This window comes from Citrobacter braakii (assembly GCF_002075345.1).
In the GTDB taxonomy this organism is placed as follows: domain Bacteria; phylum Pseudomonadota; class Gammaproteobacteria; order Enterobacterales; family Enterobacteriaceae; genus Citrobacter; species Citrobacter braakii.
In genome coordinates this window covers 1-25151 of sequence record NZ_NAEW01000027.1, presented here as the reverse complement: position 1 = coordinate 25151, position 25151 = coordinate 1, and the positions used below count along the sequence as shown (strand labels likewise).

The 25151-nt window shown below is 51.0% G+C and carries 27 protein-coding genes; 23 read left to right on the top strand and 4 right to left on the bottom strand.

Annotation, left to right across the window (positions count from 1 at the left end):
- The first annotated feature begins 102 nt into the window (after positions 1–102).
- Positions 103–1998 carry an LAGLIDADG family homing endonuclease gene (locus tag BZK42_RS25695; protein WP_158083389.1) on the top strand — a complete coding sequence of 632 codons (1896 nt, stop codon included), beginning with the start codon at positions 103–105 and terminating at the stop codon, positions 1996–1998.
- A gap of 43 nt (positions 1999–2041) precedes the next feature.
- Here the strand turns inward: BZK42_RS25695 and BZK42_RS25690 are convergent, their stop codons facing one another.
- Positions 2042–2647, bottom strand: coding sequence for a hypothetical protein (locus BZK42_RS25690; protein ID WP_000859350.1), 606 nt, complete (start codon positions 2645–2647; stop codon positions 2042–2044).
- 664 nt (positions 2648–3311) lie between these two features.
- On the opposite strand from BZK42_RS25690, the gene BZK42_RS25685 reads away from it, so the two are divergent.
- The 17 genes from BZK42_RS25685 to BZK42_RS28995 all read left to right on the top strand — a co-directional run bounded on the left by BZK42_RS25685 (position 3312) and on the right by BZK42_RS28995 (position 19687).
- Positions 3312–3518, top strand: a complete 207-nt coding sequence (locus BZK42_RS25685; RefSeq protein ID WP_000334867.1) for a hypothetical protein — start codon at positions 3312–3314, stop codon at positions 3516–3518.
- A gap of 14 nt (positions 3519–3532) precedes the next feature.
- Complete coding sequence (locus BZK42_RS25680; RefSeq protein WP_080860855.1) at positions 3533–5203, top strand: portal protein; 1671 nt, start codon at positions 3533–3535, stop codon at positions 5201–5203.
- Positions 5200–5499, top strand: a complete 300-nt coding sequence (locus BZK42_RS25675) for a Bbp19 family protein (protein WP_080860852.1) — start codon at positions 5200–5202, stop codon at positions 5497–5499. Before BZK42_RS25680 ends, BZK42_RS25675 begins: the two co-directional genes overlap by 4 nt.
- Positions 5496–5819, top strand: coding sequence for a phenylalanyl-tRNA synthetase subunit beta (locus tag BZK42_RS25670; protein WP_080860849.1), 324 nt, complete (start codon positions 5496–5498; stop codon positions 5817–5819). Before BZK42_RS25675 ends, BZK42_RS25670 begins: the two co-directional genes overlap by 4 nt.
- An 11-nt stretch (positions 5820–5830) precedes the next feature.
- Positions 5831–6547: a peptidase gene (locus BZK42_RS25665; RefSeq protein ID WP_080860847.1), complete on the top strand. Its 717-nt coding sequence runs from the start codon at positions 5831–5833 to the stop codon at positions 6545–6547.
- 10 nt (positions 6548–6557) lie between these two features.
- Positions 6558–7565, top strand: coding sequence for a major capsid protein (locus tag BZK42_RS25660; protein WP_080860846.1), 1008 nt, complete (start codon positions 6558–6560; stop codon positions 7563–7565).
- Positions 7566–7577: 12 nt separating this feature from the next.
- On the top strand, positions 7578–7970 hold the full coding sequence (locus tag BZK42_RS25655) for a Bbp16 family capsid cement protein (protein ID WP_063150704.1): 393 nt from the start codon (positions 7578–7580) through the stop codon (positions 7968–7970).
- The gene (locus tag BZK42_RS25650; RefSeq protein ID WP_023339248.1) at positions 7963–8247 is read left to right on the top strand and encodes a hypothetical protein; all 285 of its coding nucleotides are present in this window, start codon (positions 7963–7965) and stop codon (positions 8245–8247) included. Before BZK42_RS25655 ends, BZK42_RS25650 begins: the two co-directional genes overlap by 8 nt.
- A gap of 64 nt (positions 8248–8311) precedes the next feature.
- On the top strand, positions 8312–8647 hold the full coding sequence (gene gp10, locus BZK42_RS25645; protein WP_080860845.1) for a capsid staple protein: 336 nt from the start codon (positions 8312–8314) through the stop codon (positions 8645–8647).
- The gene (locus BZK42_RS25640; protein WP_080860844.1) at positions 8647–9252 is read left to right on the top strand and encodes a phage connector family protein; all 606 of its coding nucleotides are present in this window, start codon (positions 8647–8649) and stop codon (positions 9250–9252) included. Before gp10 ends, BZK42_RS25640 begins: the two co-directional genes overlap by 1 nt.
- The gene (locus BZK42_RS25635; RefSeq protein ID WP_080860843.1) at positions 9252–11729 is read left to right on the top strand and encodes a phage tail protein; all 2478 of its coding nucleotides are present in this window, start codon (positions 9252–9254) and stop codon (positions 11727–11729) included. The genes BZK42_RS25640 and BZK42_RS25635 overlap by 1 nt, the downstream gene beginning before the upstream one ends.
- Entirely contained in the window at positions 11729–12193 is a 465-nt protein-coding gene (locus BZK42_RS25630; RefSeq protein ID WP_080860841.1) for a hypothetical protein, read from the top strand. Before BZK42_RS25635 ends, BZK42_RS25630 begins: the two co-directional genes overlap by 1 nt.
- Positions 12193–12735: a virion core protein, T7 gp14 family gene (locus tag BZK42_RS25625; RefSeq protein WP_080860840.1), complete on the top strand. Its 543-nt coding sequence runs from the start codon at positions 12193–12195 to the stop codon at positions 12733–12735. The genes BZK42_RS25630 and BZK42_RS25625 overlap by 1 nt, the downstream gene beginning before the upstream one ends.
- Positions 12736–12747: 12 nt before the next feature.
- Complete coding sequence (locus BZK42_RS25620) at positions 12748–15258, top strand: hypothetical protein (protein WP_080860839.1); 2511 nt, start codon at positions 12748–12750, stop codon at positions 15256–15258.
- On the top strand, positions 15255–17057 hold the full coding sequence (locus BZK42_RS25615) for a hypothetical protein (protein WP_080860838.1): 1803 nt from the start codon (positions 15255–15257) through the stop codon (positions 17055–17057). Before BZK42_RS25620 ends, BZK42_RS25615 begins: the two co-directional genes overlap by 4 nt.
- A gap of 4 nt (positions 17058–17061) precedes the next feature.
- A complete protein-coding gene (locus tag BZK42_RS25610) occupies positions 17062–19536 on the top strand; it encodes a hypothetical protein (protein WP_080860826.1) in 2475 nt (824 codons plus the stop codon).
- Positions 19537–19546: 10 nt separating this feature from the next.
- Positions 19547–19687 carry a hypothetical protein gene (locus tag BZK42_RS28995; RefSeq protein WP_169922392.1) on the top strand — a complete coding sequence of 47 codons (141 nt, stop codon included), beginning with the start codon at positions 19547–19549 and terminating at the stop codon, positions 19685–19687.
- Between the two features lie 49 nt (positions 19688–19736).
- Here BZK42_RS28995 and BZK42_RS25605 read toward each other — a convergent pair whose 3' ends face one another.
- Complete coding sequence (locus BZK42_RS25605) at positions 19737–19997, bottom strand: hypothetical protein (RefSeq protein WP_003847193.1); 261 nt, start codon at positions 19995–19997, stop codon at positions 19737–19739.
- A gap of 197 nt (positions 19998–20194) precedes the next feature.
- On the opposite strand from BZK42_RS25605, the gene BZK42_RS25600 reads away from it, so the two are divergent.
- On the top strand, positions 20195–22684 hold the full coding sequence (locus BZK42_RS25600) for an SGNH/GDSL hydrolase family protein (protein WP_080860824.1): 2490 nt from the start codon (positions 20195–20197) through the stop codon (positions 22682–22684).
- A gap of 28 nt (positions 22685–22712) precedes the next feature.
- Here the strand turns inward: BZK42_RS25600 and BZK42_RS25595 are convergent, their stop codons facing one another.
- On the bottom strand, positions 22713–22892 hold the full coding sequence (locus tag BZK42_RS25595) for a hypothetical protein (RefSeq protein ID WP_080860823.1): 180 nt from the start codon (positions 22890–22892) through the stop codon (positions 22713–22715).
- Positions 22893–23050: 158 nt separating this feature from the next.
- Between BZK42_RS25595 and BZK42_RS25590 the strand changes: the two genes are divergently transcribed.
- The 4 genes from BZK42_RS25590 to BZK42_RS25575 are packed head-to-tail and all read left to right on the top strand — an operon-like array spanning position 23051 to position 24863.
- Entirely contained in the window at positions 23051–23455 is a 405-nt protein-coding gene (locus BZK42_RS25590) for a putative holin (protein WP_001275998.1), read from the top strand.
- Positions 23442–23750, top strand: coding sequence for a phage holin family protein (locus tag BZK42_RS25585; RefSeq protein WP_080860820.1), 309 nt, complete (start codon positions 23442–23444; stop codon positions 23748–23750). Before BZK42_RS25590 ends, BZK42_RS25585 begins: the two co-directional genes overlap by 14 nt.
- Positions 23740–24366, top strand: coding sequence for a glycoside hydrolase family 19 protein (locus tag BZK42_RS25580; RefSeq protein ID WP_080860819.1), 627 nt, complete (start codon positions 23740–23742; stop codon positions 24364–24366). The genes BZK42_RS25585 and BZK42_RS25580 overlap by 11 nt, the downstream gene beginning before the upstream one ends.
- Positions 24363–24863, top strand: a complete 501-nt coding sequence (locus BZK42_RS25575) for a DUF2514 family protein (RefSeq protein ID WP_080860818.1) — start codon at positions 24363–24365, stop codon at positions 24861–24863. The genes BZK42_RS25580 and BZK42_RS25575 overlap by 4 nt, the downstream gene beginning before the upstream one ends.
- On the opposite strand, the gene BZK42_RS29075 is transcribed toward BZK42_RS25575, so the two are convergent.
- The coding region (locus BZK42_RS29075) for a hypothetical protein (RefSeq protein ID WP_211280446.1) at positions 24853–25151 on the bottom strand (299 nt) is incomplete at its 5' end. The genes BZK42_RS25575 and BZK42_RS29075 overlap by 11 nt on opposite strands.

Here is a 25151-nt window from a genome sequence, read left to right as displayed (position 1 = left end):
GTACGGGGAAGAAACTCCAGAAGAACTGGATCGGAGCATTGGGAGGTTCTTGAGACTATCGACATCCTTGAGCGCGGAGTTAAGCGCAGCAATGGGGCAGCAATGGCACGGCAGTGGGAGATTCCTGCATCCCCTCGTGTTATTTACCCATCAATGGCGCTTCCTGTTGACCCTTATACCTATGGGGTATGGCTTGGCGATGGTGATAAGGCCAGCGGTAGAATTACAAATATTGATCCTGAGGTATGGGATAACATCGCCTACCCAACACGAGTAAATGGGACAACCAGATCCGCCATCGGGCTCAAGGTGGATTTGATTAATGCCGGGCTGTTTGGCTGTACCACATATAATGCCAGCGTCGATCGCCGCTACATTGAATCTGAACAGCGGTTGAATATTCTTCAGGGTTTGCTAGACACGGATGGTTGGGTTGAAAAGTCGTGCGGCGGCGCTGCATTTGCTTCTGCATCAAGGCAACTCACCCGAGACGTGATCGAAATAGCACGATCACTTGGTCTGCGTGCAAGGAACGAAAAGTTTAAACCGAATAAGTGTGCTGGCAGTTGGTCTACTCATATCACCTGGGACGGTGAAACACGGTTATTCAGAATCAACAGAAAGCAGCAGCAGTTAGTGGCCGCAGAGAAACGGTACACCACAAAGTGGATTGAGAGTATTGAACCTGCCGCTGAAGGGCCGGGTGTTTGTTTTGAAGTTGATGGTGGTCTTTTCCTGGCCCGTGATTATATCGTCACGCATAATAGTGCCTTCATCTCGATGCTGATTAACTGGGGCATGTCGACCTGTGAAGACTGCAAGGTAGTGGTGACCGCCAACACCGACAACCAGTTACGCACCAAAACATGGCCGGAAATCATCAAATGGTCCAACCTGGCTATCACCAAAGAATGGTTTACCTGCACCGCCACGGCGATGTACAGCAACGATCCCGGTCACGACAAACGCTGGCGCGCTGACGCAATCCCATGGTCTGAGCACAACACCGAGGCGTTCGCCGGGCTGCACAACGAGCGTAAGCGCATCATCGTGGTATTCGACGAAGCGTCCAACATTGCCGATCTGGTGTGGGAGGTTGCCGAGGGTGCGCTTACGGACGAAGACACCGAAATTATATGGGTAGCGTTCGGGAACCCGACGCGTAACACCGGGCGTTTCCGTGAATGCTTCCGAAAATACAAGCACCGCTGGAAGTGCGCGCAGATAGACAGCCGTACTGTCGAAGGAACAAACAAGCAGCAGTTGCAGAAATGGGTGGACGACTACGGCGAGGATAGCGACTTTGTGAAGGTCCGTGTGCGCGGGATCTTCCCTGATGCGTCTGAAAACCAGTTTATTCCATCCGGCCTGACGCAACCAGCTGTTGGCAGGGTTATCACTCCGGCACAGGTCCAGCACGCTGCTGTAGTTCTTGGCGTCGACCCGTCTCACCAGGGTAAAGACCCCGCAGTTATCTACCTGAGGCAGGGGCTGCACTGCAAAAAACTCGGGGAGTGGCAGCGTACCACTGACGATGTGCTGTTTGCGAAAGTGATTGCCGACTTCGAGGATCAGTACCAGGCTGACGCTGTGTTTATCGATTACGGCTATGGCACAGGTCTTAAATCTGTTGGCGATAACTGGGGGCGCAACTGGACGCTGATAATGTTCGGCAGCGGTACGGCAGATCCCGAGATGGGCAACAAACGCGGCGAGATGTATAAATCCGCCCGTGACGCGCTGAAGCTTGGTGCGCAACTGGATAGCCAGGAACTTGCCGACGAACTGAGCGCACCTGAATACAAAGTCAGGCTGAAGGACAGCAGGAAGATTTTACAGGACAAGGACGAGGTGAAAGAATTGCTTGGCCGGTCACCGAACAATGCCGACGCCTATGTGCTGACTTATGCCGCTCCTGTTACCAAAAAACAGTTCAACTATGGGCAGCAGCAAAGCCAGCAGGGTAAGGCTCTCACAGAGTACGATCCCTATGCATGAAAAAGCCCGCGAATCGGCGGGCTAGTTGTGACATGTCACGGCTTTAGTCCTGTAAATATTCTTCGGTGCTCACAGCCAGCCGGCCTTCTAACAGTTCAGCGTGAGTGCTATCAATGATAACCGAATGATGCGGGTGAACATTTTGAGCCAGCCATTTAATTACTGGTCTTGTCACTTCTTCGAATGAGTCAGCTAAGGCTTTGTTTGTGTCTGTGATATTGCAATCACCAAGATTAATGGCATCAAATCCAGCGTTGATGGCTTCCGCAATATTGGTGGCATTGGTTTTATCGAATTGCCCATTCTGAATAAGCGCCGCATGCAGACATTGTAACTTCATGTTGTATAAGTGTTCTCGCATGTAATCATCATCACTTTTTTCTTTAGCGTAAACAGCGCGAGAAATATCAAATACATTACCTTTTTCCATTTCCGTCCGCTGGGCTGCAATCCAGTCATGACTTGTTACGCTAGTCCCATGGTCTTCACTAAGCGGTAACCCGGCCAGTCGTTCACCAGGAATTACCTCGTAATGCATTTCGTTACCGGCAAAAACACCATAAAAAATAGAGTCATCAGCTTGAACGATGCGGGAATATTTTAAAGGCCATTCATTTAGATATTTAGCCAACATATCAACTGTTTTCATAATCTCACCTTAAAAAAATGCCCACCGAAGTGGGCGAACTGGAAGCAAGGGCGCCCTCCATGGCTTTACGGGTTTACAGCGCAACGTCATCGCAATGGCGTTCTGGTGTAAAAGTGACGGTGGTCAGCATCAAGGGAAACTGCCACCGCCAATAGCTACACAGCATCGTTCTTATGGGCACTTCATCACGGTCCTAAGGCGTGATTGGGTTGTGGTACGCAGTCTATTCGGCATAGCAACTCTGCGCAGATGCTTCTAACAATTACCGGTGGTAACCGGTTTAATGCCTTATTCACCACAACGGAAAGAGCACTGACTTCGAGCAGACCTTGGGCCCAGGAACGACGATAATCTCAATGCTCTTACCTGTTGCATCCTCGTCTCTTACGAGGTGTCACACCGTATCGCCACGATGGTGATTCGGCATGTCCGTGCTTACCTGACACTGGCTTGCACATTCCGGCTACCCGGCTGGGGAAGTAGCATCAAGGGAACCCATCCGGACCGCTGCGGCACATGTGCCATATGCCGTACACCCACTGCGTTACATCAACATCAATTACCTAAAAGGTAATATCTGATGTTATAAGTGTCAATAGCCTACGCTAAATAAATCATATGTGGTTAAATTGGTAATAATTTAATTGCGTACGGAGCTATTGCTATGTGTATCGGCAGCAAGCCATCAGTGCCAGCAGCACCAGAAGTACAGGCCGCGCCACAGGAGCAGGATGCAGCAGTTGTAAGTTCTCGTGATGACGAAGAGCGCCGCCGCCGTGCAGCTGCTGGTCGCAGTTCTACTCTGCTGACTGGTGCGCAGGGCGACACCTCAACCGCAAACACCAGCGGTAAAACGCTGCTCGGTCAGTAACGGAGTAGGCAGAGATGGCGGAAACCGAAAAAGAGCGTCTGCTGAAGCAGCTCGCACAGCTGAAGAATGAGCGTACATCGTTCGAGTCGCACTGGCGTGACCTGAGCGACTTCATCAATCCGCGCGGTTCCCGCTTTCTGACGTCTGATGTAAACCGTGATGATCGTCGTAACACCAAGATTATTGATCCTACCGGTTCAATGGCTCAGCGCATTCTGTCCAGCGGCATGATGTCCGGCATCACCAGTCCGGCCCGTCCATGGTTCAAACTGGCAACGCCAGACCCTGACATGATGGATTACGGACCGGTTAAGGTGTGGCTTGAAGTCGTGCAGCGCCGCATGAACGAAGTGTTCAACAAGTCGAACCTGTATCAGTCACTGCCTGTCATGTACGCCAGCCTTGGTACTTTCGGTACCGCAGCAATGGCTGTGCTCGAAGATGACCAGGACGTGATCCGCACAATGCCTTTTCCTATTGGCTGCTACTACCTGGCTAACAGCCCGCGCGGCAGCGTCGATACATCCTTCCGCCAGTTCTCCATGACCGTGCGCCAGCTTGTGCAGGAATTCGGTCTGGATAACGTCAGCTCATCGGTACAGGGGATGTGGCAAAACGGCACATATGAAACGTGGATCGAGGTTAACCACTGCATCACGCCAAACATCAACCGTGACACCGGGAAGATGGACAGCAAGAACAAGCCGTTCCGCTCCGTGTACTTTGAGACTGGCGGCGACTCCGACAAGCTGCTGCGTGAGTCCGGCTTCGATGAATTCCCGATCCTGGCTCCACGCTGGGAAGTTAACGGCGAGGACGTTTACGCCTCATCCTGCCCTGGCATGCTGGCACTCGGTCAGGTCAAAGCGCTTCAGGTTGAGCAGAAGCGTAAAGCTCAGCTCATCGATAAAGCTACTAACCCGCCTATGGTTGCACCTGCCTCGCTAAAAACACAGCGTGTTTCCCTGCTTCCTGGTGATGTGACGTACCTCGACGTGTTGAGCGGTCAGGACGGTTTCAAACCTGCATACCTGGTAAACCCGAATACTGCAGATCTGCTCGCTGACATTCAGGATACCCGACAGACCATCAACAGCGCCTACTTTGTCGACCTCTTCATGATGCTGCAAAACATCAACACCCGCTCCATGCCTGTGGAAGCGGTGATCGAGATGAAGGAAGAGAAACTGCTGATGCTTGGCCCGGTGCTGGAGCGCCTGAACGACGAAGCACTTAACCCGCTTATTGACCGCGTGTTCTCCATCATGGCACGCAAAAACATGCTGCCAGAACCGCCTGACGTTATGCAGGGTATGCCGCTGCGCATCGAATACATCTCCGTGATGGCTCAGGCACAGAAATCTATCGGCCTCACCAGTCTGTCGCAGACCGTTGGCTTCATCGGTCAGCTCGCACAGTTCAAACCTGAAGCACTCGACAAGCTCGATGTGGATGAGGCTATCGACGCGTTCTCAGAAATGTCCGGCGTATCGCCAACGGTCATCGTTCCGCAGGAGCAGGTGCAGGGCATTCGAGAAGAGCGCGCCAAACAGGCACAAGCAGCACAGGCAATGGCAATGGGGCAGGCCGCAGCACAGGGAGCCAAGACTCTCAGTGAAACGCAGACCACTGACCCGAGCGCATTGACCGCTATCGCTAATGCAGCAGGAGCGCCGCAGCAATGACTGATATCGACGATGAAGGACGTAAAGCAGAGCTTGACGCCAAGCAGCAGCTTCTGGCGCAGCGCGATATCGACGACATCCAGTTTGTTATGGGCAGCGAGCAGGGCCGACGTGTGATCTGGTCACTGCTTGAGAAAGGTCAGGTGTTCGGAGCTTGCTTCAACGTAGATCCGCACATCACAGCATTCAACGAAGGGCAGCGCAACCTGGCTCTGGTTCTGTTTCAGCGCGTCATGGCGCACTGCCCAGATCAGTATCTGAAGATGGCCGCAGAGGCCAGAGAGGACAATTTATGACACAGGTACAAACCCAGCGCGTCGTGCGCCTCGATGGTTCCAGCCAGTTAGTTGAGGTTCCGGATTCTGCTCCGGCAGTAATTGGCGCTCCAACCACGACTGATTACGGCGGTGTAAAACTGGGCGCGACAATCGCGGCGCCAGCAGCCATGACTGCAACAGCGGACACAGCCTCTTCGGCGTCTGATGTTGCTGGTCTGCTCGTCGACCATAACGACCTGGTTACGAAATATAACGCGCTGCTGAATGACACCACGGCACTGCGCACCACTCTTGCCGCTGTTCTGGCGCAACTGAAAGCCAAAACGATCCCGGTTTAAGGAGATAACCAATGAATTTGTTTGAACGTCTTTTGCATCGTCGCCTTTGCAACGAACAACCTGCTGATGGTGGCGCAGCTCCTGCTGCATCTGAACCAGCAGCATCAACTGGTGATAATCCTGCACCCGCTGGCGATCTGGCTAAACCAGAAGGCGATAAGCCACAACCTGGTGCTGAAGGCGACAAGCCTCAGGAAGAAAAACCTTCTGATGGTGATAAGCCAGAAGAGAAAAAGCCTGGCGAAGAAAAAGAGCAGAAGCAGGAAGGTGCGCCGGAGAAATACGATTTCAAACCAGCTGAAGGCCAGGAACTTGATGTTGCTGCCTTGGAACAGTTCGAACCTATCGCCCGTGAACTGAACCTGACCAATGAGCAGGCGCAGAAGATGGTCGATCTGTACGGCACCAAGATCATGCCAATGGTCCAGCAGCAGCAGGCGGAAGCCTGGCAGAAAACCACCGAGCAGTGGGCTGCTGACGTTAAAGCAGACAAGGAGATCGGTGGCGACAAGCTGACCGCAAACCTCAGCGCTGCGCAGCGTGCACTGGAACAATTCGGCGATCCAGAACTGAAAGAATACCTGGATTCAACCGGTCTGGGTAATCACCCGGCGCTTGTTAAAGCGTTTATCAAAGTCGGCAAGGCAATGTCAGAAGACAAGGTTGTCACCGGCGGTCATGAAAGCGGCGGCAGTGACCTTATCTCCGCCTTCTATCCCAAAAAGTGAGGTATGAAAAATGGCTTTAATCGGTCAAACTCTGCCATCGTTGCTTGACATCTACAATCGTACTGACAAGAACGGGCGAATCGCGCGCATCGTGGAGCAGTTGGCGAAAACCAACGACATCCTGACCGATGCGATCTATGTGCCGTGTAACGACGGCTCTAAGCACAAAACCACCATCCGCGCAGGTATTCCTGAGCCGGTATGGCGCCGCTATAACCAGGGCGTTCAGCCAACCAAAACCCAGACCGTACCAGTGACCGATACCACCGGTATGTTGTACGACCTGGGCTTCGTTGATAAGGCTCTGGCAGACCGATCCAACAACGCCGCCGCATTCCGTGTTTCCGAAAACATGGGCAAGCTGCAGGGATTCAACAACAAAGTCTCCCGCTACGCTATCTACGGCAACACCGATGCTGAGCCTGAGGCTTTCATGGGCCTGGCGCCGCGCTTCAATACGCTGAGCACCAGCAAAGCTGCAAGCGCAGAAAACGTATTCAGCGCCGGTGGTAGCGGCTCTACCAACACTTCTATCTGGTTTATGTCATGGGGTGAGAACACTGCTCACATGATCTATCCGGAAGGCATGGTAGCTGGCTTCCAGCATGAAGACCTTGGTGACGACCTGGTAAGTGACGGTAATGGCGGCCAGTTCCGTGCGTACCGTGACGAATTCAAGTGGGATCTTGGTCTGAGCGTGCGTGACTGGCGTTCAATTTCCCGCATCTGCAACATCGATGTGACCACGCTGACCAAAGACGCATCAACTGGTGCTGACCTGATCAGCATGATGGTGGATGCATATTATGCCCGCGACGTGGCAATGCTGGGTGATGGCAAAGAGGTTATCTATGCCAACAAAACCATCCACGCATGGCTGCACAAACAGGCTATGAATGCCAAAAACGTAAACCTGACCATCGAAGAGTACGGCGGTAAGAAGATCGTTTCCTTCCTGGGCATTCCTATCCGTCGTGTGGATGCAATCCTCAACACTGAATCTGCCGTAACGGCGTAAGGAGAGAGAATCATGTTGCTTGATCAACAGGCTTTGTTCTCCGCGGCTCAGGCCATTACGGCCACCGCGGCATCAACCAACGTCATTGACACCGGCTCCAGTAAGGATGTCGGTAAAAATGGCGACATCCCGCTGCTGATTCAGGTTGTTGAGGCATTTAACACCCTGACCAGCCTGACTGTAACGGTGCAGACTGATGACAACTCGTCTTTCAGCTCTGCAACAGATGTGATCTCCATGGTCATTCCTCTGGCATCCCTGACCGTTGGTTACAAAACGCCGGTCATCACGCTGCCGATGAAGCTGGAGCGCTACATCCGACTTAACTACACCGTCACCGGTACCGCGCCGACCACTGGCAAAGTAACCGCTGGCATTGTTGGCGGGGTGCAGACCAATGTCTAAATATCGCGTCAAAGAGCGCTCCTTCATTAACGGCAAGCTCTGCGAGCCTGGCGATATTGTGGAGTTTTCCGGGGAGGCTGGCAAAAACCTGATCCCTCATAACGACGGTGATGTCGTGGTGAAGGAAGACGCTCTGCCAACCAATGAAGAGCTTCAGGAACTGGACCAGCTTCGTACCATTTACGAAGAGATGTTCGGCGAAGCTCCGCATAAAAACACCAGCGCAAAAACTCTCAAAGAGAAGATTGACGCCCGGCGTAAAGAACTGGGCGTGTAAGCGCTCAATAAAGTGCTAAAAGCCGGGGCCATTCGGCCCCGCTTTTCTATGCGGAGACCTGAGAATGAAAACTGTAAACATGAAAACAGGCACCGACTCATTCGTTGGTGAAGATGGAAAACCAGAAACCAAAGATCAGTATCCGTGGGGTCTGCGCATCACGCTGGATAACGAATCTCTGCAACGTCTCGGCCTGAATGCAAAATCACTGCCAGCGGTAGGTGATAGCGTTTCAGTTATTGCAATGGCTAACGTATGTTCTGTGTCTACCCGCACCACAGATCACGGTGAAGACAACTATGTTGAGCTGCAGATCACCGATATTGGCCTGGCTCCACAGAAACGTGATGATGCCAAAGAGCTGAAAGATGCTTTCTACCCAGGCGGGGAGGATGATTAATGGCCTCCGTTATCGAGATCTGCAACCGCGCGCTGAGCAATATCGGCAACACCCGCAGCATAAACAGTCTGAATGAAGCCAGTAAAGAAGCCGGGCAGTGCTCATTGCATTTTGATGCGTGTCGCGATGCGGCTCTGTCTGACTTTGACTGGAACTTTGCTACCAAGCGCGTGGCGCTTGCTGATACCAATAATCCGCCTCCGGACTGGCAGTACGCTTACCAGTACCCATCTGATTGCGTCCGTATAACCGAGATCATGCCGACCGGCATACGTAATCCTACCGCTGCGCAGCGCATTGAATATGTTGTCGGTTCCAATGAGGACCTGACAGGTAAGCTAATTTACACTGATCAGCCGAAAGCGTGGTTGAAATATGTAGCGCGGGTTACTGACGTAAATATGTATGACGCCATTTTTATGGAGGCGCTTTCCTGGCGACTGGCTGCTGCCATCAATATGGCGCTGACCGGTAGCGCGGATCTCGGTAACAACGCACTGACGATGTACAACCGTGTGATCCTTAGCGCTGGTTCCCATAGCCAGAACGAATCGCAGGAGCCACAACCACCGGTAGATGAGTTCACAGCAGCGAGGTTGTCATAATGGCTTTTAGCTGGATTCAACCGAGCTTTGCCGGTGGTGAAATTGGTCCGTCACTGTACGGCCGCATTGATATGTCAAAGTATCAGGTGGCGCTTCGCAAGTGCGATAACTTCATTGTCCGTCAGTATGGCGGCGTAGAGAACCGACCCGGTACGCGCTTTGTTGGTCCTGCTAAATATCCTGATCGCAAGTGCCGGTTAATCCCATTTCAGTTCTCGACCGTACAGACCTATGCTCTGGAGTTCGGGCACAACTATATGCGCGTCATTAAAGACGGCGCTTATGTTCTGACGACCAGCAATGTGATTTATGAGCTGGCAATGCCGTATGCTGATACCGACCTTTTCCGCATAAAATTCACGCAGAGTGCTGACGTTCTGACGCTGGTGCATCCTGCATACCCGCCGAAAGAACTGCGCCGTTACGCACACGACAACTGGCAGATCGTCGACGTCACCACCAAAAACGGACCGTTCGAAGATATCAACGTTGACGATACAGTGAAGGTATACGCCAGCGCCAGCACTGGAACCATTACGTTGACGGCAAGTTCTGCCATCTTCGGTGCTGAGCAGGTCGGAAAACTGTTCTATCTCGAGCAGCCTGCTATTGATTCCGTACCAGTATGGGAGACTAGTAAGACCACAGCAATCAACGATGTTCGCCGTGCAGACAGCAACTACTACCGCGCCAATACTGCTGGCAAGACCGGAACACTTCGCCCTTCGCATACAGAGGGAATGTCGTGGGATGGCTGGGGCGGTACTGGTTCAGATGATACCGGGATCCAGTGGGAGTACCTGCACAGCGGTTTCGGCATTGCCAAAATCACAGCAGTGGCTGGCGATGGCCTGACCGCAACTGCCGATGTGGTCTCATTCATTCCGTCTCAGGTAGTAGGCTCTGCTAACGCAAGCTATAAGTGGGCCAAATACGCATGGAACAGCGTTAATGGCTACCCGAGCACTGTTGTTTATTACCAGCAGCGCCTGTACTTTGCCGCGTCTACCGCGTACCCACAAACCATCTGGGCAAGCCGCACCGGCGATTATAAAGATTTCGGTAAGAACAACCCAATTCAGGATGATGATCGTATTATCTACACCTACGCCGGGCGGCAGGTGAATGAGATCCGCCACCTTATTGACGTTGGTAACCTGGTCGCTCTGACATCTGGTGGGGAATATACGATATCCGGGGACCAGAATAAGGTCCTCACGCCGTCGGCGTTCTCTTTCAGCTCTCAGGGGAATAACGGATCCAGTAACGTACCACCTATCGCCGTGGCTAACATTGCGTTGTTCATCCAGGAGAAGGGTAGCGTTGTTCGTGATCTGGCGTATTCGTTTGATGTTGACGGGTACCAGGGTACGGACCTGACTATACTGGCAAACCACCTGTTCCAGAAACACAGCATTGTTGACTGGTCATTCTGCATTGTTCCGTACAGCAGCGCGTTCTGCATTCGTGATGACGGTAAATTGCTGGTGTTGACATATCTGCGCGACCAGCAGGTTTTCGCATGGGCGCCACAATCCAGCGCCGGTAAGTACGAAAGTACCTGCTCTATCAGTGAAGGAAGCGAGGATGCTGTTTACTTCGTGGTTAACCGTACTATCAACGGGCAGACAAAACGTTACATCGAACGCCTGTCCAGTCGCCTGTTCACCAACGATGAAGATGCGTTCTTTGTCGACTGCGGCCTGAGCTACGACGGGCGCAATACATCATCACAAACAATGACCATCAGCGGTGGCACAGGTGACTGGAGCTATCAGGTTGATTATCCGGTTACTGTCAGTGGTGGAGCGTATTTCGTTAATACCGATGTTGGTGCTCAGATTCAGTTCCCATATACCGGCACGGATCCAGACACCAACGAACCGGTGGCTAAAGAGCTGCGCGGCGATATCATCTCGGTAACAAGCAACACTGCGGTGGTCGTGCGCTTCAACCGCAACGTTCCGCCGGTGCTTCGCAATGTGGCCACAACTAACTGGCAAATGGCCCGCCAGACGTTCAGTGGTTTGTCACACCTTGAAGGCCAGACGGTAAACATCCTTTCAGATGCCAGCGTTGAGCCTCAGAAGGTTGTAACTGGTGGATCTGTCACGCTGGAATCACCCGGTGCTGTCGTCCACATAGGCCTGCCTATCACCGCTGAATTTGAAACGCTGGACATCAATATCAACGGGCAGGAAACACTGCTGGATAAAAAGCAGGTCATTCCTACTGTAACGATGGTCGTCAATGCCAGCCGTGGAATATGGGCCACCACTCCGGGCGGAACCTGGTATGAATATCCGCAGCGTGAATTTGAGTTCTACGACGATCCTGTTGATGACGCTACCGGCAAGGTTGAAGTAAAACTCGACAGCAACTGGGATAAAAACGGACGAGTTAAGGTTCGACAACTCGACCCGCTTCCACTTTCTGTTCTTGCCGTATTGCCTCGCCTTACCGTCGGAGGCTTCTGATGATTAAAGCTCAGATCGTACCCGCAACCGCAGAGCATATAGAAGCCATTATTCCGCTTGTTCGCCAGGCTGATATTGATGAATTTCTGGCAACCAATGGATGGAGTCCGCGCCGAGTTCTGGAAACCGGTCTGCGCACGTCAACATTCTGCTGCGCCGGGCTGATAAACGGTGAGGTGGTGACTGTCTTCGGCGTAGCACCAGCATCGATGATCGGCGGCAGCGGCATTCCATGGCTGGTTGGCACTGACGCGCTGGAGAAATACCAGAGAACCTTCCTGAGACGGTGCGGAAAAGTGGTCAATGCAATGCTGACTGTTTACCCGTATCTTGAAAATTATGTTGATACACGTAACCACACCGCACGCATATGGCTTCACTGGTTGGGATTCACCATCGACGAACCTCAGCCATACGGCATTAACAACCTACCGTTTCACCGTTTCCACATGGAGAGAAAATAATGTGCAGCCCGGCTATCGCTCTCGCTGGCGCCAGTGTCGCTTTAAGTGGCGTTTCAGCATACAACCAGTACCAGCAAGGTAAGTATTCATCTGCTGTTGCCGAGCAAAATGCAGAGGTGGCTACGGCACAGGCACAGGATTCTATCAACCGTGGCAATGCTCAGGCTGATGAGGTTCGCCGTCGCAATCGGCAGGCCGCCGGAACACAGGCTGCAACTTTGGGGGCTACAGGTGCAGACCTCTCCACTGGTGTGGCGCTGGATATCTTTGGTGATACAGCTCAGTTTGGCGCGCTTGATGCGCTGACTACGGTTAATAACGCTCAGCGTGAAGCATATGGGTATGAAGTCCAGGCAGCCAACTATAAATCCCAGGCCAGTGCTTCGCGTAAGCAGGGAAATATGGGCGCATTCACTACATTGCTGACAGCACCTCTTCAGGCATATGGCGCGTACCAGATGGGCGGTGGAACGTGGTCACCATTCACCCAAAGTAAAGCGGCTCCGATTAGCGCTGCTATCGGCACACCAACCGGTCGATAAGGAGACATAGAAATGCCAACAGTACCAACAGTCACCGGTCGTCAGGTCGAAAGCAGAGGGTTTCAGTCTCCTGGTTTTCAGGCATTCGATCAGCCAAACATCGGTGACGCACTGACGCAGGTAGGGCCAAAGGCCATGGATGTTTTTGCACAGGCAAGGCAGCGCGCTGATGTTGCTCAGGCTCAGGATGCATCATTGCAACTCAGCCAGATTTCCAGCGATCTGCTGACTAATCCTGATACTGGGCTGCTAAACATGCAGGGTAAGAACGCGATAGGTAAGCGTGATGAGTACACTCAGCAATTCGATGCTCAGGCAGAGCAGATCGCGATGACATTGCCGGAAGGTGCCCGGGCTGGTTTTATGCAGCAGGCACAGCAGCAGCGCATTCAGTTTACCACCCAGGCTGGTCGACATGAGATAAGCCAAATTAATGCCTATGAAGAAGGTCAGTTCCAGGCGACTCTGGCGAATAACGGGAAGCTGGCTGCTGCCGCCTACGGCGACAATGCTAACTATGTTCTCTACAACCAGCAAACTTTCCAGCAGATCGAAGATTATGGTGCCGCGCATGGCTGGAGCACCGAGCAGATTCAGGCCAAAAAGATTGAGTTCAAAGAGAAGGTCGCCGATGCTTCCCTTTCTCAGTGGTCGGCAAATAATTCGATCGAGTTCATCCAGAGTAATGGCGAGTTAAGCGATACGGTTACCGGTTCCCGCCGTGCAGTATCAGAAGGTAGTTCTGGTGATAGCGCCCGTGGCATTCGCAACAATAACCCAGGAAATCTGGAATACAGCAAAACTAATCCGTGGGTAGGCCAGACCGGTGATGATGGTCGATTTGCGAAATTCGAAACGCCAGAGCACGGTATTCGGGCGCTTGGTCGCAACTTGCTGTCATACCAAAGACAGGGTATTGATACTGTCAGCGACATCATTAACCGCTGGGCCCCGCCGTCTGACAATAACGACACTGACGCCTATATTCAGGCGGTATGTGCGCAGCTCGGCGTAACACCTAACCAACCGCTTGACGCATCAAACCCTGATACGCTAAAGGCTTTGTGTGCCTCCATTATCCAACATGAGAACGGCAGCCAGCCGTACAGTGATCAGCAACTTGCTACCGGTGTTAGCGCAGCAATCGGTCTGTCTCAGCTTCCGACCAGCACAAAACGCTATACAGGCAATGCTGCATTCGACGCTGCATCTCCTGAGGCGCAGGCAACCTTCCTTCGTCAAGCCGATCAAATCCGCAAACAGCAGCAGGCGGAATATCGCACTAATATCGACAGTCGTGTGCGTGATGCCAGCGCAGCATACATGCGCGGGGTTGACTTCCCTGATGCTCCTACGCAGAACGACTTCCTAGCCGCCTACGGCGTGCGGGAGGGAAATCTACGCTATACCGAGTTTCGCAACACGCAGATCGCTGGGCAGTACATCGGATCGTTTCGCAACATGCCGACTAGCAGCATCCAGGCAGCAGTAGAAAATCTGAAGCCAGATACTGGTGAAACTGGCGAAGGATATGCGTCACGCGCCGCGCTTTATGACAATGTGGTTACCGCTGCAAATCAGGTAATCAAACAGCGCCAGGCTGACCCGGTGCAGTTCTCACTTGCCGCCGGGCAGACGAAGCCGATCGACATGAATAACCAGGCAAACTTCGGTCAGAGTATCGCGTTGCGAGCTGCACAGGTTAATGATCTGGCTAAATCATACGGTACGCCGCTGACGTTCTTTTCCAAAGAAGAGGCGAATCAGATCGGGGCTTTCTTCCGCGATGCACCAGTTTCTCAGCAGTCTGCATATCTCGACACCATTCGGCAGAGCACTGGGGGCGGTCAGGTATATATGTCAGCGCTTCAGCAGATAAGCACCAATGCGCCATCAGCAGCGGTAGCTGGGATCCTTATGGATAAGCCAGGAGGAGTGGTAGCGGAGAAAAACTGGTTTAACCCTGATGTTTCTGTATCACCAGAAACAGCAGCGCAAACCATCCTGTCCGGTGCCGCGGCGCGTAAAGGAACTGATGATGCTAAGGGCATCCCAATGCCGAAGGATAACGATCTGCGACTAGAGTTCTCTGACATGGTGAAGGATGCGTTTGCCGGTGACGCGCAGGGTGCATCAATGGCATATGAGATAGCAAAGGACTATTACGCTGGGGTGATGGCGAAGAAGGGTGTTGTTTCGGGGGAAATTGACAGTGACACATGGAAGCAGGCTGTTAACGTAGCTACTGGTGGCGTGCACGATTATAACGGCATGGGCAGTGTTCTGTTGCCTTGGGGGATGTCTGCCGAACAATTTGATAAACAAGTTGATCAGGCATGGAAAACTCAGGTGACTGGCGCAGGAATTAAAGCACCGCCAGGCCAGTACGGTCTGCAAAGCTATGGAGATAGCCAGTATCTGGTGAAACTCGGCACTGGGTATTTGCTGAAAGATGATGGAACTCCTGTCGTCATCGACCTTACCCAACAGCGCCAGAGATTCTCAGAGGGGATCCCGCAATGAGTTACTTTGGTCTCAACGCAGTTAACCAGAATCAGCAACTGGATGAAGCGGCATCTAACCCAGCAGGGTTTAATACCGATGTAGGTTTCTTCGATAACTCAGGTACTGCTGCTGTTTCGGGCATGTACTCTGGACTGGTTGCCAAACCAGACCAGCTTCTTTGGGCTGGAATGGATAAGATCGTTTCACCCATCGCTAAGTTTGTTAACGAAAACACTTCCATCAATGATACGTCGGCTGAATACATCGGCGAACAGCGAAAACTAGCAGAGCAGCAAGTTAAGCGCCTGACTCCTGACGCCGCCACAACAGGAACTGCTGGTCAGGTTCTGAATGGTCTGTTCGATATGGGCGGGCAGGCTGTCGTTGGTACGCTGCTGGCCGGTCCCGCTGGTGGTGCTGCTTCCGTCACTGCACTGCAGGGATTCTCTGAGTTTGAGAAATTGACTGCTCAGGGCGTAGATTTCAGGACTGCTCAGGAGGCTGGTCTGGTGCAGGGTGTCACTGCTGGCGCTGGCACATTGATCCCTATGAGCCTGGGTTTACGTGCCGGTGGGGCGCTGGCAGAAAGTGTTGGCGCACAACTGGCGAGGACAGGTGAAAGCGCAGTACGTAATGTTGCAGCTACTGCTGTTCGCGCAGCTCCAGATATCGCATACGCAGCCGGAACTAACATTGCCTTTGGGATGGCCCAGCGCGGGCTGACTGCAAAGACGCTGCGTGATGGTGGTTATAACGAAATGGCGGCTCAGTACGATGTGTTTGATCGCCAGTCTATCGCCATCGATGCGGTTCTTGGTGTGGCATTTGGTGGTGTTGGCCGGTTCCTTAATGCCCGCGGTGAAAGTGCTGCAACTCCAGAGTTTTCCCCGGCGGAGGTGGATGCAGCGCTGGCAGCCAATGCCTCACATCATGCTGAGATTGATGTTGCTCCTGGTGTTCCGGTTAATGTTCTGTCACGTGATGCGCATATACAGGCGCTACAGAAGGCGATGAATGACGTAAGCCAGGGCCGTGCAGTTGATGTGGCCAGCATTGCCGAACCGGCTTCATTCACTGAAATTCCATGGCGCAGAAACCTGATTTCTCAGGCGATCGATGAAACCCTGTATCGCACAGATGAAGGTAGCACTCAGGTTGCAGTTGACACCAGATTGCTTGAGCAGCAGGCAGCACAGGCTTTAGACGTTGAGCAGGTTAATCAGTTACAGACTGATATCGCCGGTATTGAGCGATACATTGAAACACTCAACCAGGAACGCTCCGGAGTCCTGAACGAACAACCTTCAGGCAGCGGACGTGAGTTATCGCGTGCACGCGCAGCGCGTCAGGAAAGGCTGCGTGATATTGACCAGCGTATCAATGACGAGTCGGTCAGACTACAGACGGCAAAGGATAATCTGGCGGCGAATGTTGAGGGTGGGGTTAACTTTGAAGCGCGGGCGGAATTAGCACGGCGTCAGCAGGCAGAAAGCGATCTCAATGCTCAGGCTGTTTCATTCTACAAAACGGCAGAGGTCCGGACTCCTGACGAAGTTGCACCTTTTGAACCTAGTGCCATATTGCGGCAGGCAGAGCAAAGGCCAACAGCGGAGCAGGCCGGAGATATGGATCTGCTTATTGCTGAAGACTCGCTGGTTGAGTCACCTGACATGATGATCACCATTCTCGATGATGACGGAAACCCACAGTCGCGCAGCGCTCGGGAAGTGCTGGACGAAGCGAGCAAAGAGAATGAGCAGGCAATACAGGATTCCAGCCTTTTTGACGTGGCTGTAGCGTGTTTCTTGAGAGGATAATTGAATGAGACAGGAATGTATTCAGGCCGTGCAACAGGCAGCACAGCGCACTCTTACAGCCAGAGAAATACAGAATATCGAAGACCGCATTTACCGCAATATGCGATCTATTGCCCGTGACGATCCGATGTCATGGCGTCAACTTAACGACGCTGAGCGCCTGCGCCGCGCCGGGCAACTGGCCGCTGAAGAGTTGCAGCGAGAGGCAGCACTGAAAAAACGCCGTGTCGCGCTTACCATCGCAGCGCGTCAGCGCCTGGACAAATTCATTAACAGTTATCAGGGTGCTGACGGAAAGCTAGGCGCACTCAACCGCACTATCGCCTTCAGCGCTGACGGGAAATCAAACTTTCTGTCTGTTGAGTCACGCACGAAAGCGACACGTGATTACGCATTAAGCCAGTTACAGGAGGCGTTCGAGGCTGTTGATCCTCGTTTCTTCGGGCTGTTTGAAGATGAGGCTGGTGTTAGAGATCTTGTCTTTGAAATGCGCGGACAGAAAACTGGCAATGCGAAGGCCAGAAAAGGGGCGAAAGCCTGGGGTGAAGTAACAGAACTACTTCGCCGCCGCTTCAATGATGCCGGTGGCGATATCGGATATCTGGAAAACTGGGGCATACCTCAACATCACTCTATGGAAAAGGTTGGGGCGGTATCGAAAGATAAATGGGTCAGTGACGTGATCGGCAAACTTGACAGAAAATATTACACCCGCGCCGACGGTCAGTTGATGAGCGATTCTGAGCTTACTGCCTTTCTTGGCGAAGCATATAACACCATCGCCACTGGTGGTCTGAATAAACTTACTGATACCGGTATGCGTATTTCTGGCGCACGCGGAAACCGTGGCAACGCATCCCGCCAGATACACTTCAAAGACGCTGATTCATACCTTCAGTACCAGCAGATGTACGGCGACAGGTCACTCTGGGAAATCATGGTCGGACATCTGGAAGGGATAAGTAAAGATATTGCGCTGGTGGAGACATACGGTCCAAACCCGGATCACGTGTTCAGATCGCTGCTTGACCAGACGAAGTCTGAGACTGCTACGGCTAACCCGCAGGATACCGGTCGTATAGAGCGCCAGGCAAATAATACCGAGAACCTGTATAACTTCATCTCAGGTAAAACTCAGCCTGTTGCCAACCCGCACATTGCACGCTGGTCGGATAACATCCGCAACTGGATGGTTGCCAGTCGTCTTGGCTCTGCGTTGCTGGCGTCTTTCTCAGATCTTGGCACCATGTACCTGTCGGCGAAGGTTACCAATCTCCCGATGAATCAGCTTTTCCGTAACCAGCTTGAGGCTATGGACCCAACGAACCGTACTGAATTGGCCCGGGCGCGTAGGGCTGGTCTGGCTATGGAATCCCTTCTCGGTAGCGTGAACCGTTGGGCGATGGATAATATGGGGCCGTCTGTCTCCCGATGGGCTGCAACGGCGGTGATGCGCGCCAGTGGATTAACTGCATGGTCCGACGCCCATAAGCGCGCCTATGGCGTGACAATGATGGGTAGTCTTGGTGAGGTGGTCAACAGAACGCCTGATCTGAAAAGTCTCTCAAATGACGACTTTCGCATCCTGAAAAGTAAAGGCATCACCGACACTGACTGGACCGTGTGGAAACTGGCTCAGCAGGAAGACTGGGGTAAAGGCAATAATACGATGCTGACTCCGGAAAGTATCATGCGCATTCCTGATTCTTCCGTGCAACACCTTGGTGCGCCAGAGCGTGTAAAATTCGAGGCTATGCGTAAGCTTCTCGGTGCTGTTACTGAAGAAGTTGATATGGCAGTCATTACGCCAGGCGCACGCGAACAGATGATTACCGGCTCAGGTATCCAGCGCGGCACCTGGAAAGGGGAATTAACCCGCAGCGTATTCTTGTTCAAGTCATTCCCGATATCCGTTGTCATGCGTCACTGGTCTCGGGCTATGGGTATGCCTTCTGCCGGTGGTCGTGCGGCATACATCGCGACGTTTATCGCCAGCACGACAATACTTGGCGCGCTTTCTCAGCAACTAAACGACATGGCGTCAGGCCGTAATCCGCGAGATATGGCTGGTGAAGATGCTGCTAAATTCTGGCTTGGTGCGCTGCTGAAAGGTGGTGGTCTTGGGCTGTACGGTGATTTCCTGTTGTCTGACCACACCCGGTACGGGAGCGGCGCGCTGGCTTCAATGCTCGGACCGGTGGCTGGCCTCGTTGATGATGTCATTAAGATCGGTCAGGGCATACCGCTTAACGCAGTTGAGGGCAAGAGCGAGCAGACTGGCGGTGATCTGGTTAAGCTTGGCAAAGGCCTGACGCCTGGTGCTAATATCTGGTACCTGAAGGCAGCGCTTGACCATATGATTTTTAACCAGATGCAGGAGTATTTTTCCCCTGGCTATCTGCGTAAGATGGAGCAGCGTTCGAAGAAAGAATTCAACCAAACATACTGGTGGCGACCTCAGGATGTCACTCCGCAATAAGGATGTGAAAATGATTTCTTTTATTCTTGTGGTGTTGGCAGTCGTCGCACTTGGCGTAATGAACCGTAAAAATATCATTGAAGATGGGGAGTTTGCCGTCGCAGTTGTTTTAATATTATCTGGTGTCGCAGGGTATATTGGTTTGTCATAACACGATAGTGACATGTCACGAGGCCGCAATAGCGGCCTTTTATTTTTCATTATGTGGTTTGCTTTCGTAACTGTTCAGCACAGTAATCGAGATGCGTTTGCAGATCCTGCATGGTCATTTGAGAACTTGTGACGTAATTCACAAGCGCAACCAGTTCAGCCAGTGGCCCATCAACATTGAAGCCATCTTTATCGAGTTCCCGCAGTAACTTCATCAGATGCGAGTCCTCCACCAGGGATCTAACGCCTACCGGCGTGTGTATTCTTTCTTCAAATCCTTCTTCCAGCGGATGGTGATACTGCCGTTGCATCTCTTCTTCTCCATGCAATCACTGTATAAACATACAGTAGCAGAAGATATCAGGACTATCCAGCATGAAATGCAAATTACCTGTAAGGTAATAAAGCAACTGATTAATACCTAAACGATTCATATAGGGTTTATTGGGTAATAGAATGATCCAGAATGCATGCGCGCCGGGCGCATAAGCAACCTGGAGATACTTACATGACGGTCTCAACCGAAGTTGACCATAACGACTACACAGGGAACGGGGTAACGACTTCCTTCCCTTATACCTTCCGAATTTTCAAGAAGTCTGATCTGGTTGTGCAGGTTGTTGACCTGAACGAGAACATCACAGAGCTGATTCTTGACACTGATTACACCGTGACTGGTGCCGGTGGATACACTGGCGGTAATGTTGTTTTGTCGGCACCTCTTACTAATGGTTATCAGATTTCGATATCCCGTGAACTCCCTGTCACTCAGGAAACAGATCTTCGAAACCAAGGTAAGTTCTTTGCCGAGGTTCACGAGGACGCATTCGACAAGTTGACGATGCTGATACAGCAGGTACGCAGTTTGTTCAGCCTCGCACTGCGTAAGCCCTCTTTCGTAGCCAACTACTATGATGCGCTTGGAAACTACATCCGCAATCTTCGTGACCCGTCACGCCCGCAGGATGCAGCGACTAAAAATTATGTTGATTTGAATTTCCGTAGATCAATAAGGGTTCCTGAATCATCAGTAGGATTAACACCAAATGTAGAAGACAGGAAAAACAAAGTATTTACTTGGGATAATAATGGAGATCCTGTTGCCACCCTTCCTCCATCAGCATCAGCTACCGATGTTTTAATTGAACTAGCTAAGCCGACTGGAGCTAGCAAAATTGGTACGGCAGATGGTAGGAATGTACAGGAATTCTTGCTAGCAAATGATAGTGCAGAGTACCGTGCAAAAAATATAGCTAAACTTGCTTCTGTAAACTACATGATCAGAACAAAACAACCTGTAAATGTTCTTTTTCAAGGTGATTCAATCACAGCAGGTTATGATGTAAATACTACTGATAGTGTACCTGCAGAAAATGGAGACAACGTCAGACATGCTTCTGTAACCTATCCAGAAAGATTCGCTTCTTTTATGTATGAGCAGGTAGGTGTTGCTGTTACTCCAATCTATCGTGCAATCTCTGGTTATACTGCACAGCGCGCTTACGAGAATCCGTCATGGCAATCAAATCCTAATTGCGATCTTGTATTCATTATGTATGGCATTAATGACGCAAACGGTTCTGGAGGAACAACCCACGAATCTTACATGCAATATATGGAGTTAATGATCCGTAGATTGATTAATTGGAATATAGGTGTTGTTGTTTTGACATGTGCAGCTGGTGATCTTGGCGCAAACAACCCTGCATTTCAGATCTACGCCCAGCAAGTAAAAAACATGGCGATGATATATGGCTGCGCATATATGAATGCGCATGAAGTTCAATATAATAAACTGGCAGGAACAGTACAGTCAGATGCTACTCACTTTAACTCAATGGGGTATATTAAACTTGGTGAGGCATTAACTTCTATGTGTGCGGCAGGTGGGCTTTTGCAGACTTATAAGCCTGTTAATTCAGAGGTACAGTTTTGGCCTGGACAAACTAGCGACCATCATGGTTTTTGTAATCCTGATGGAAACCTACGGATGACAATTTCAAACGCCGCTTATACTAACAATGGGATAAATGGCACTTTCCCTGCGAACACCGCGTGTGTCACATCATATCACTTCTACCAGGATACAGAGGCACTTGAAATAGATGTGATAGGAAGCTGGGATGATAACGGCCTAAACTGTGTTGTGGAAAACTGGAGCATGCCCTCCACCGTTCCATACTATCCCCTTTCAAAAGGGGTATCTAATGAAAGAAGCATCGGCTTACGCGGTGGTACTCTTGGTGGTCCATTAGCAAATAAAGATGGAGCGTCAAGAACTGGACAACCTAAATTCATAGGAACCATCTACGGAAGGGGGTGGAAAACAATCTCTTTATTCAACAGGCTTGATGGAACATCGCCAAATGACCAATATATCCAAATGTTGACTTTACGCCCTGTTAATTTAAGAAAAGCAAATCCAAGCAGACGAGATTATCAATTAGGTAACTTGGCTTGTGTAAGGAAACTTATTCCAGACTCAATCGCAAGCGATGGTACACTTCCAGCGGCGCTGTTGCTTCCTCAGGTAGTAGTGCCTATGCCTGAATCGTTGCGAGGTGTATCAAGAGAAAACAAAAACCAGTTTTTTGATTGTGGTGTTGCAAGACTGGTTATTAAGGCTATTGGTGGAACATTCGGTAATGGCGTTTTAGAGGCATTGGTTTATAAAACGTCAACAACTGACGACTATACCGTTACGGTTATATATCAGTCTGGTACAGCGGCAAACTGGCCTGTATTTAAAGCATCAAAGGCTCAACAAAGTCTTTTAACCGATTATACCGCAAATCAGTTAGGGGCAAGCATGCCTCAAAAGGACATCAGATGGTCTAGTAATGTTGTAGTTAACGGGTCTGGTAGATCTGATATGGGGGAATGGTTATCCATTACATCAGACTGGACAGCTGTTTCAGGCGGTGCTAAGACGGCGTACTGGGATGTAGAAATATGGGGCATGGACTTTAATGGTGCACCTATTGCTACAGCCATTTAATTAAATAATTAAAGGCGCATGAGCGCCTTTAACTGTTTTTTTTATTTTTATACATATCAATTTCAGATAAACCCCAAATAAATATAAAAACAATATCAATAACAATCATAGTATTGTCAAATGGTATGATTTTTATCAGCATAGATAGCATGCTAACAAATGACAAAACAGCAACAAATCTAATAACCTGCTGAACTTTAGAATTCATAAATACCACATGATGAAAATTAAAATTTGTCAGATAATATCACCTTTAAGGTAATTTCGGTAGGACTAGTCTGAGGTTTTTTGAACCATATATGGTTTATTGTGTATGATGAACTCACCAACTAAGGGGGTTTTTATGCACAGTAAACGGTGGTTGATATGTCAGCCCAGCTAACCAGTGAGTCTTTAAATCAGTGGCTTAGCATGGGGTCGCTGGCTGCTGTTATCGCCGGAGTTCCTCCAGAGGTGGCTCTTGGTGCTTTATCAGGTGCGGTAATATTTATTACCTCAGCCGTTGAGTATCCAATACGCCGCCGGGTTCTCCTGTCGATGCTCAGCTTTCTTTGCGGGCTTCTCTTCTACAAACCAACAGCATCAATCCTTATCGGCGTAGCCAGCCTGATCCCAACTATCACGCAGGACTCTTTCGAGAAAGGGATCGTCTTCTCTGCTGGCGCGTTCGTGTCGGCAATCGTCGCAGTACGTATTGGTATCTGGCTCTATCACCGTTCAGACAATCCACGCGATTTAATCCCGGGGAGAAAAGACGATGACAACTCATGAGCTGCTTTTACTCATTGCCAATGCGGTTATCTGTTCTGCGATAGCAATCCGCGTCGCAACCTTCCGGCGTAATGGATCGCAACACCGCCGGTGGGGTGGGTGGATAGCCTACTTCCTTATTGTGGCGTCAGCCAGCATCCCTATCCGCGCTGCATATGCAATCTGGTATCACACACCAATGGCCGCTGATTTATCAGAGGTCATCATCAACGCTGTCATGCTTGCCGCCGTCCTGAAGACGCGCGGTAACGTCGTGCAGATATTTAAAATATCGAGGTCTCAACATGGACATTAACCAGTTCCGGCGCGCAGCCGGTATTACTGAGCAGCTGGCCACGCGCTGGTATTCACACATCACCGCAGCCATGAATGAATTTGGCATTACCAAGCCAGATGACCAGGCAATGTTTATTGCACAGGCGGGACATGAGTCTCGCGGATTTAGTCGTTTGGTAGAGAGTATGGATTATAGCATTGCAGGACTGGCTGATTTCGTTCGATACGGACGGATCACTCAGAACCAGGCTAATGCTTTGGGCCGTCGTTCGTATGAAAAAGTACTTCCTCTGGAGCGCCAGCGCGCGATCGCCAATCTGGTGTACAGCAAGCGCATGGGAAACAACGGCCCTGGCGATGGGTGGAACTACCGTGGGCGCGGGCTTATCCAGATCACTGGCCTTAACAACTACCGGGATTGTGGAAACGGTCTGAAGGTTGATCTGGTCGCTCAGCCTGAACTTCTGGCGCAGGATGAATACGCTGCCCGCAGCGCGGCGTGGTTTTTCTCCAGTAAAGGTTGCATGAAGTACACAGGCGACCTTGTACGCGTCACGCAGATCATTAACGGTGGCCAGAACGGTATTGACGACCGTCGCGCACGTTACGGTGCTGCCCGTAAGGCACTGTTATGATCACGGCATTCGTTAAAGCGTACTGGAAACAGTTAATTATCGTGGTGATGCTTGCTGCTCTGGTTACTGTCTGTCGTGTCGCATGGGTTAACCATGGTGAAACTCAGTACGCAGCCGGTTATGCCCAGGCGCAGGCAGACCAGAAACAGGCTGATGATAAAGCCCGAGCACAACGTGATCAGGAGAAAACACAAATTGAACGTGATGCGATATCCCGCATTGAAGCTGCGCGGGCTGATGCTGATTTTGCTGCTGCCTCTTCTGGCCGCTTGCAGTCAGAGCTTGACAAGATCAAACGATTCGCCGAACACTATACCGGACCTTTCCCCACTGGCACGCCAGCCAGCAAGGTCATCGGTGTGCTCGCCGACATGCTTGAAGAAAGCAACCGAACTTACGTCGCAACAGCAGAAGAAGCTGAGCGATATAGGGTTTCAGGTGAGTCCTGTGAGCAGCAGTATGACGCACTGAAAAAACGTAGTACTGTTAACCGGTGACGGTATATAAAACGGTACGGTGAAAATCAGTTTTCATAAAGTTGTTATCAGTCAATTGCTTATGTTGTCCGTAAATAATTGAGTGGGAATAATATTCCTCCCGTTTAGCGGTTTCTGAACCGGTAGTATGTAAAAGCCCTCTGTTTATAGAGGGCTTTTTATTGTGCACAGAAAACCCCCAGCTAGGCTGGGGGTTCCGGAAAGCTTTCAGCTTTGGGCCAGTTATTAAAACCCCTTTTGATTTGTTAAAACACATTGCGGTCTGGCAACTGCAAATGTTTAACAAGA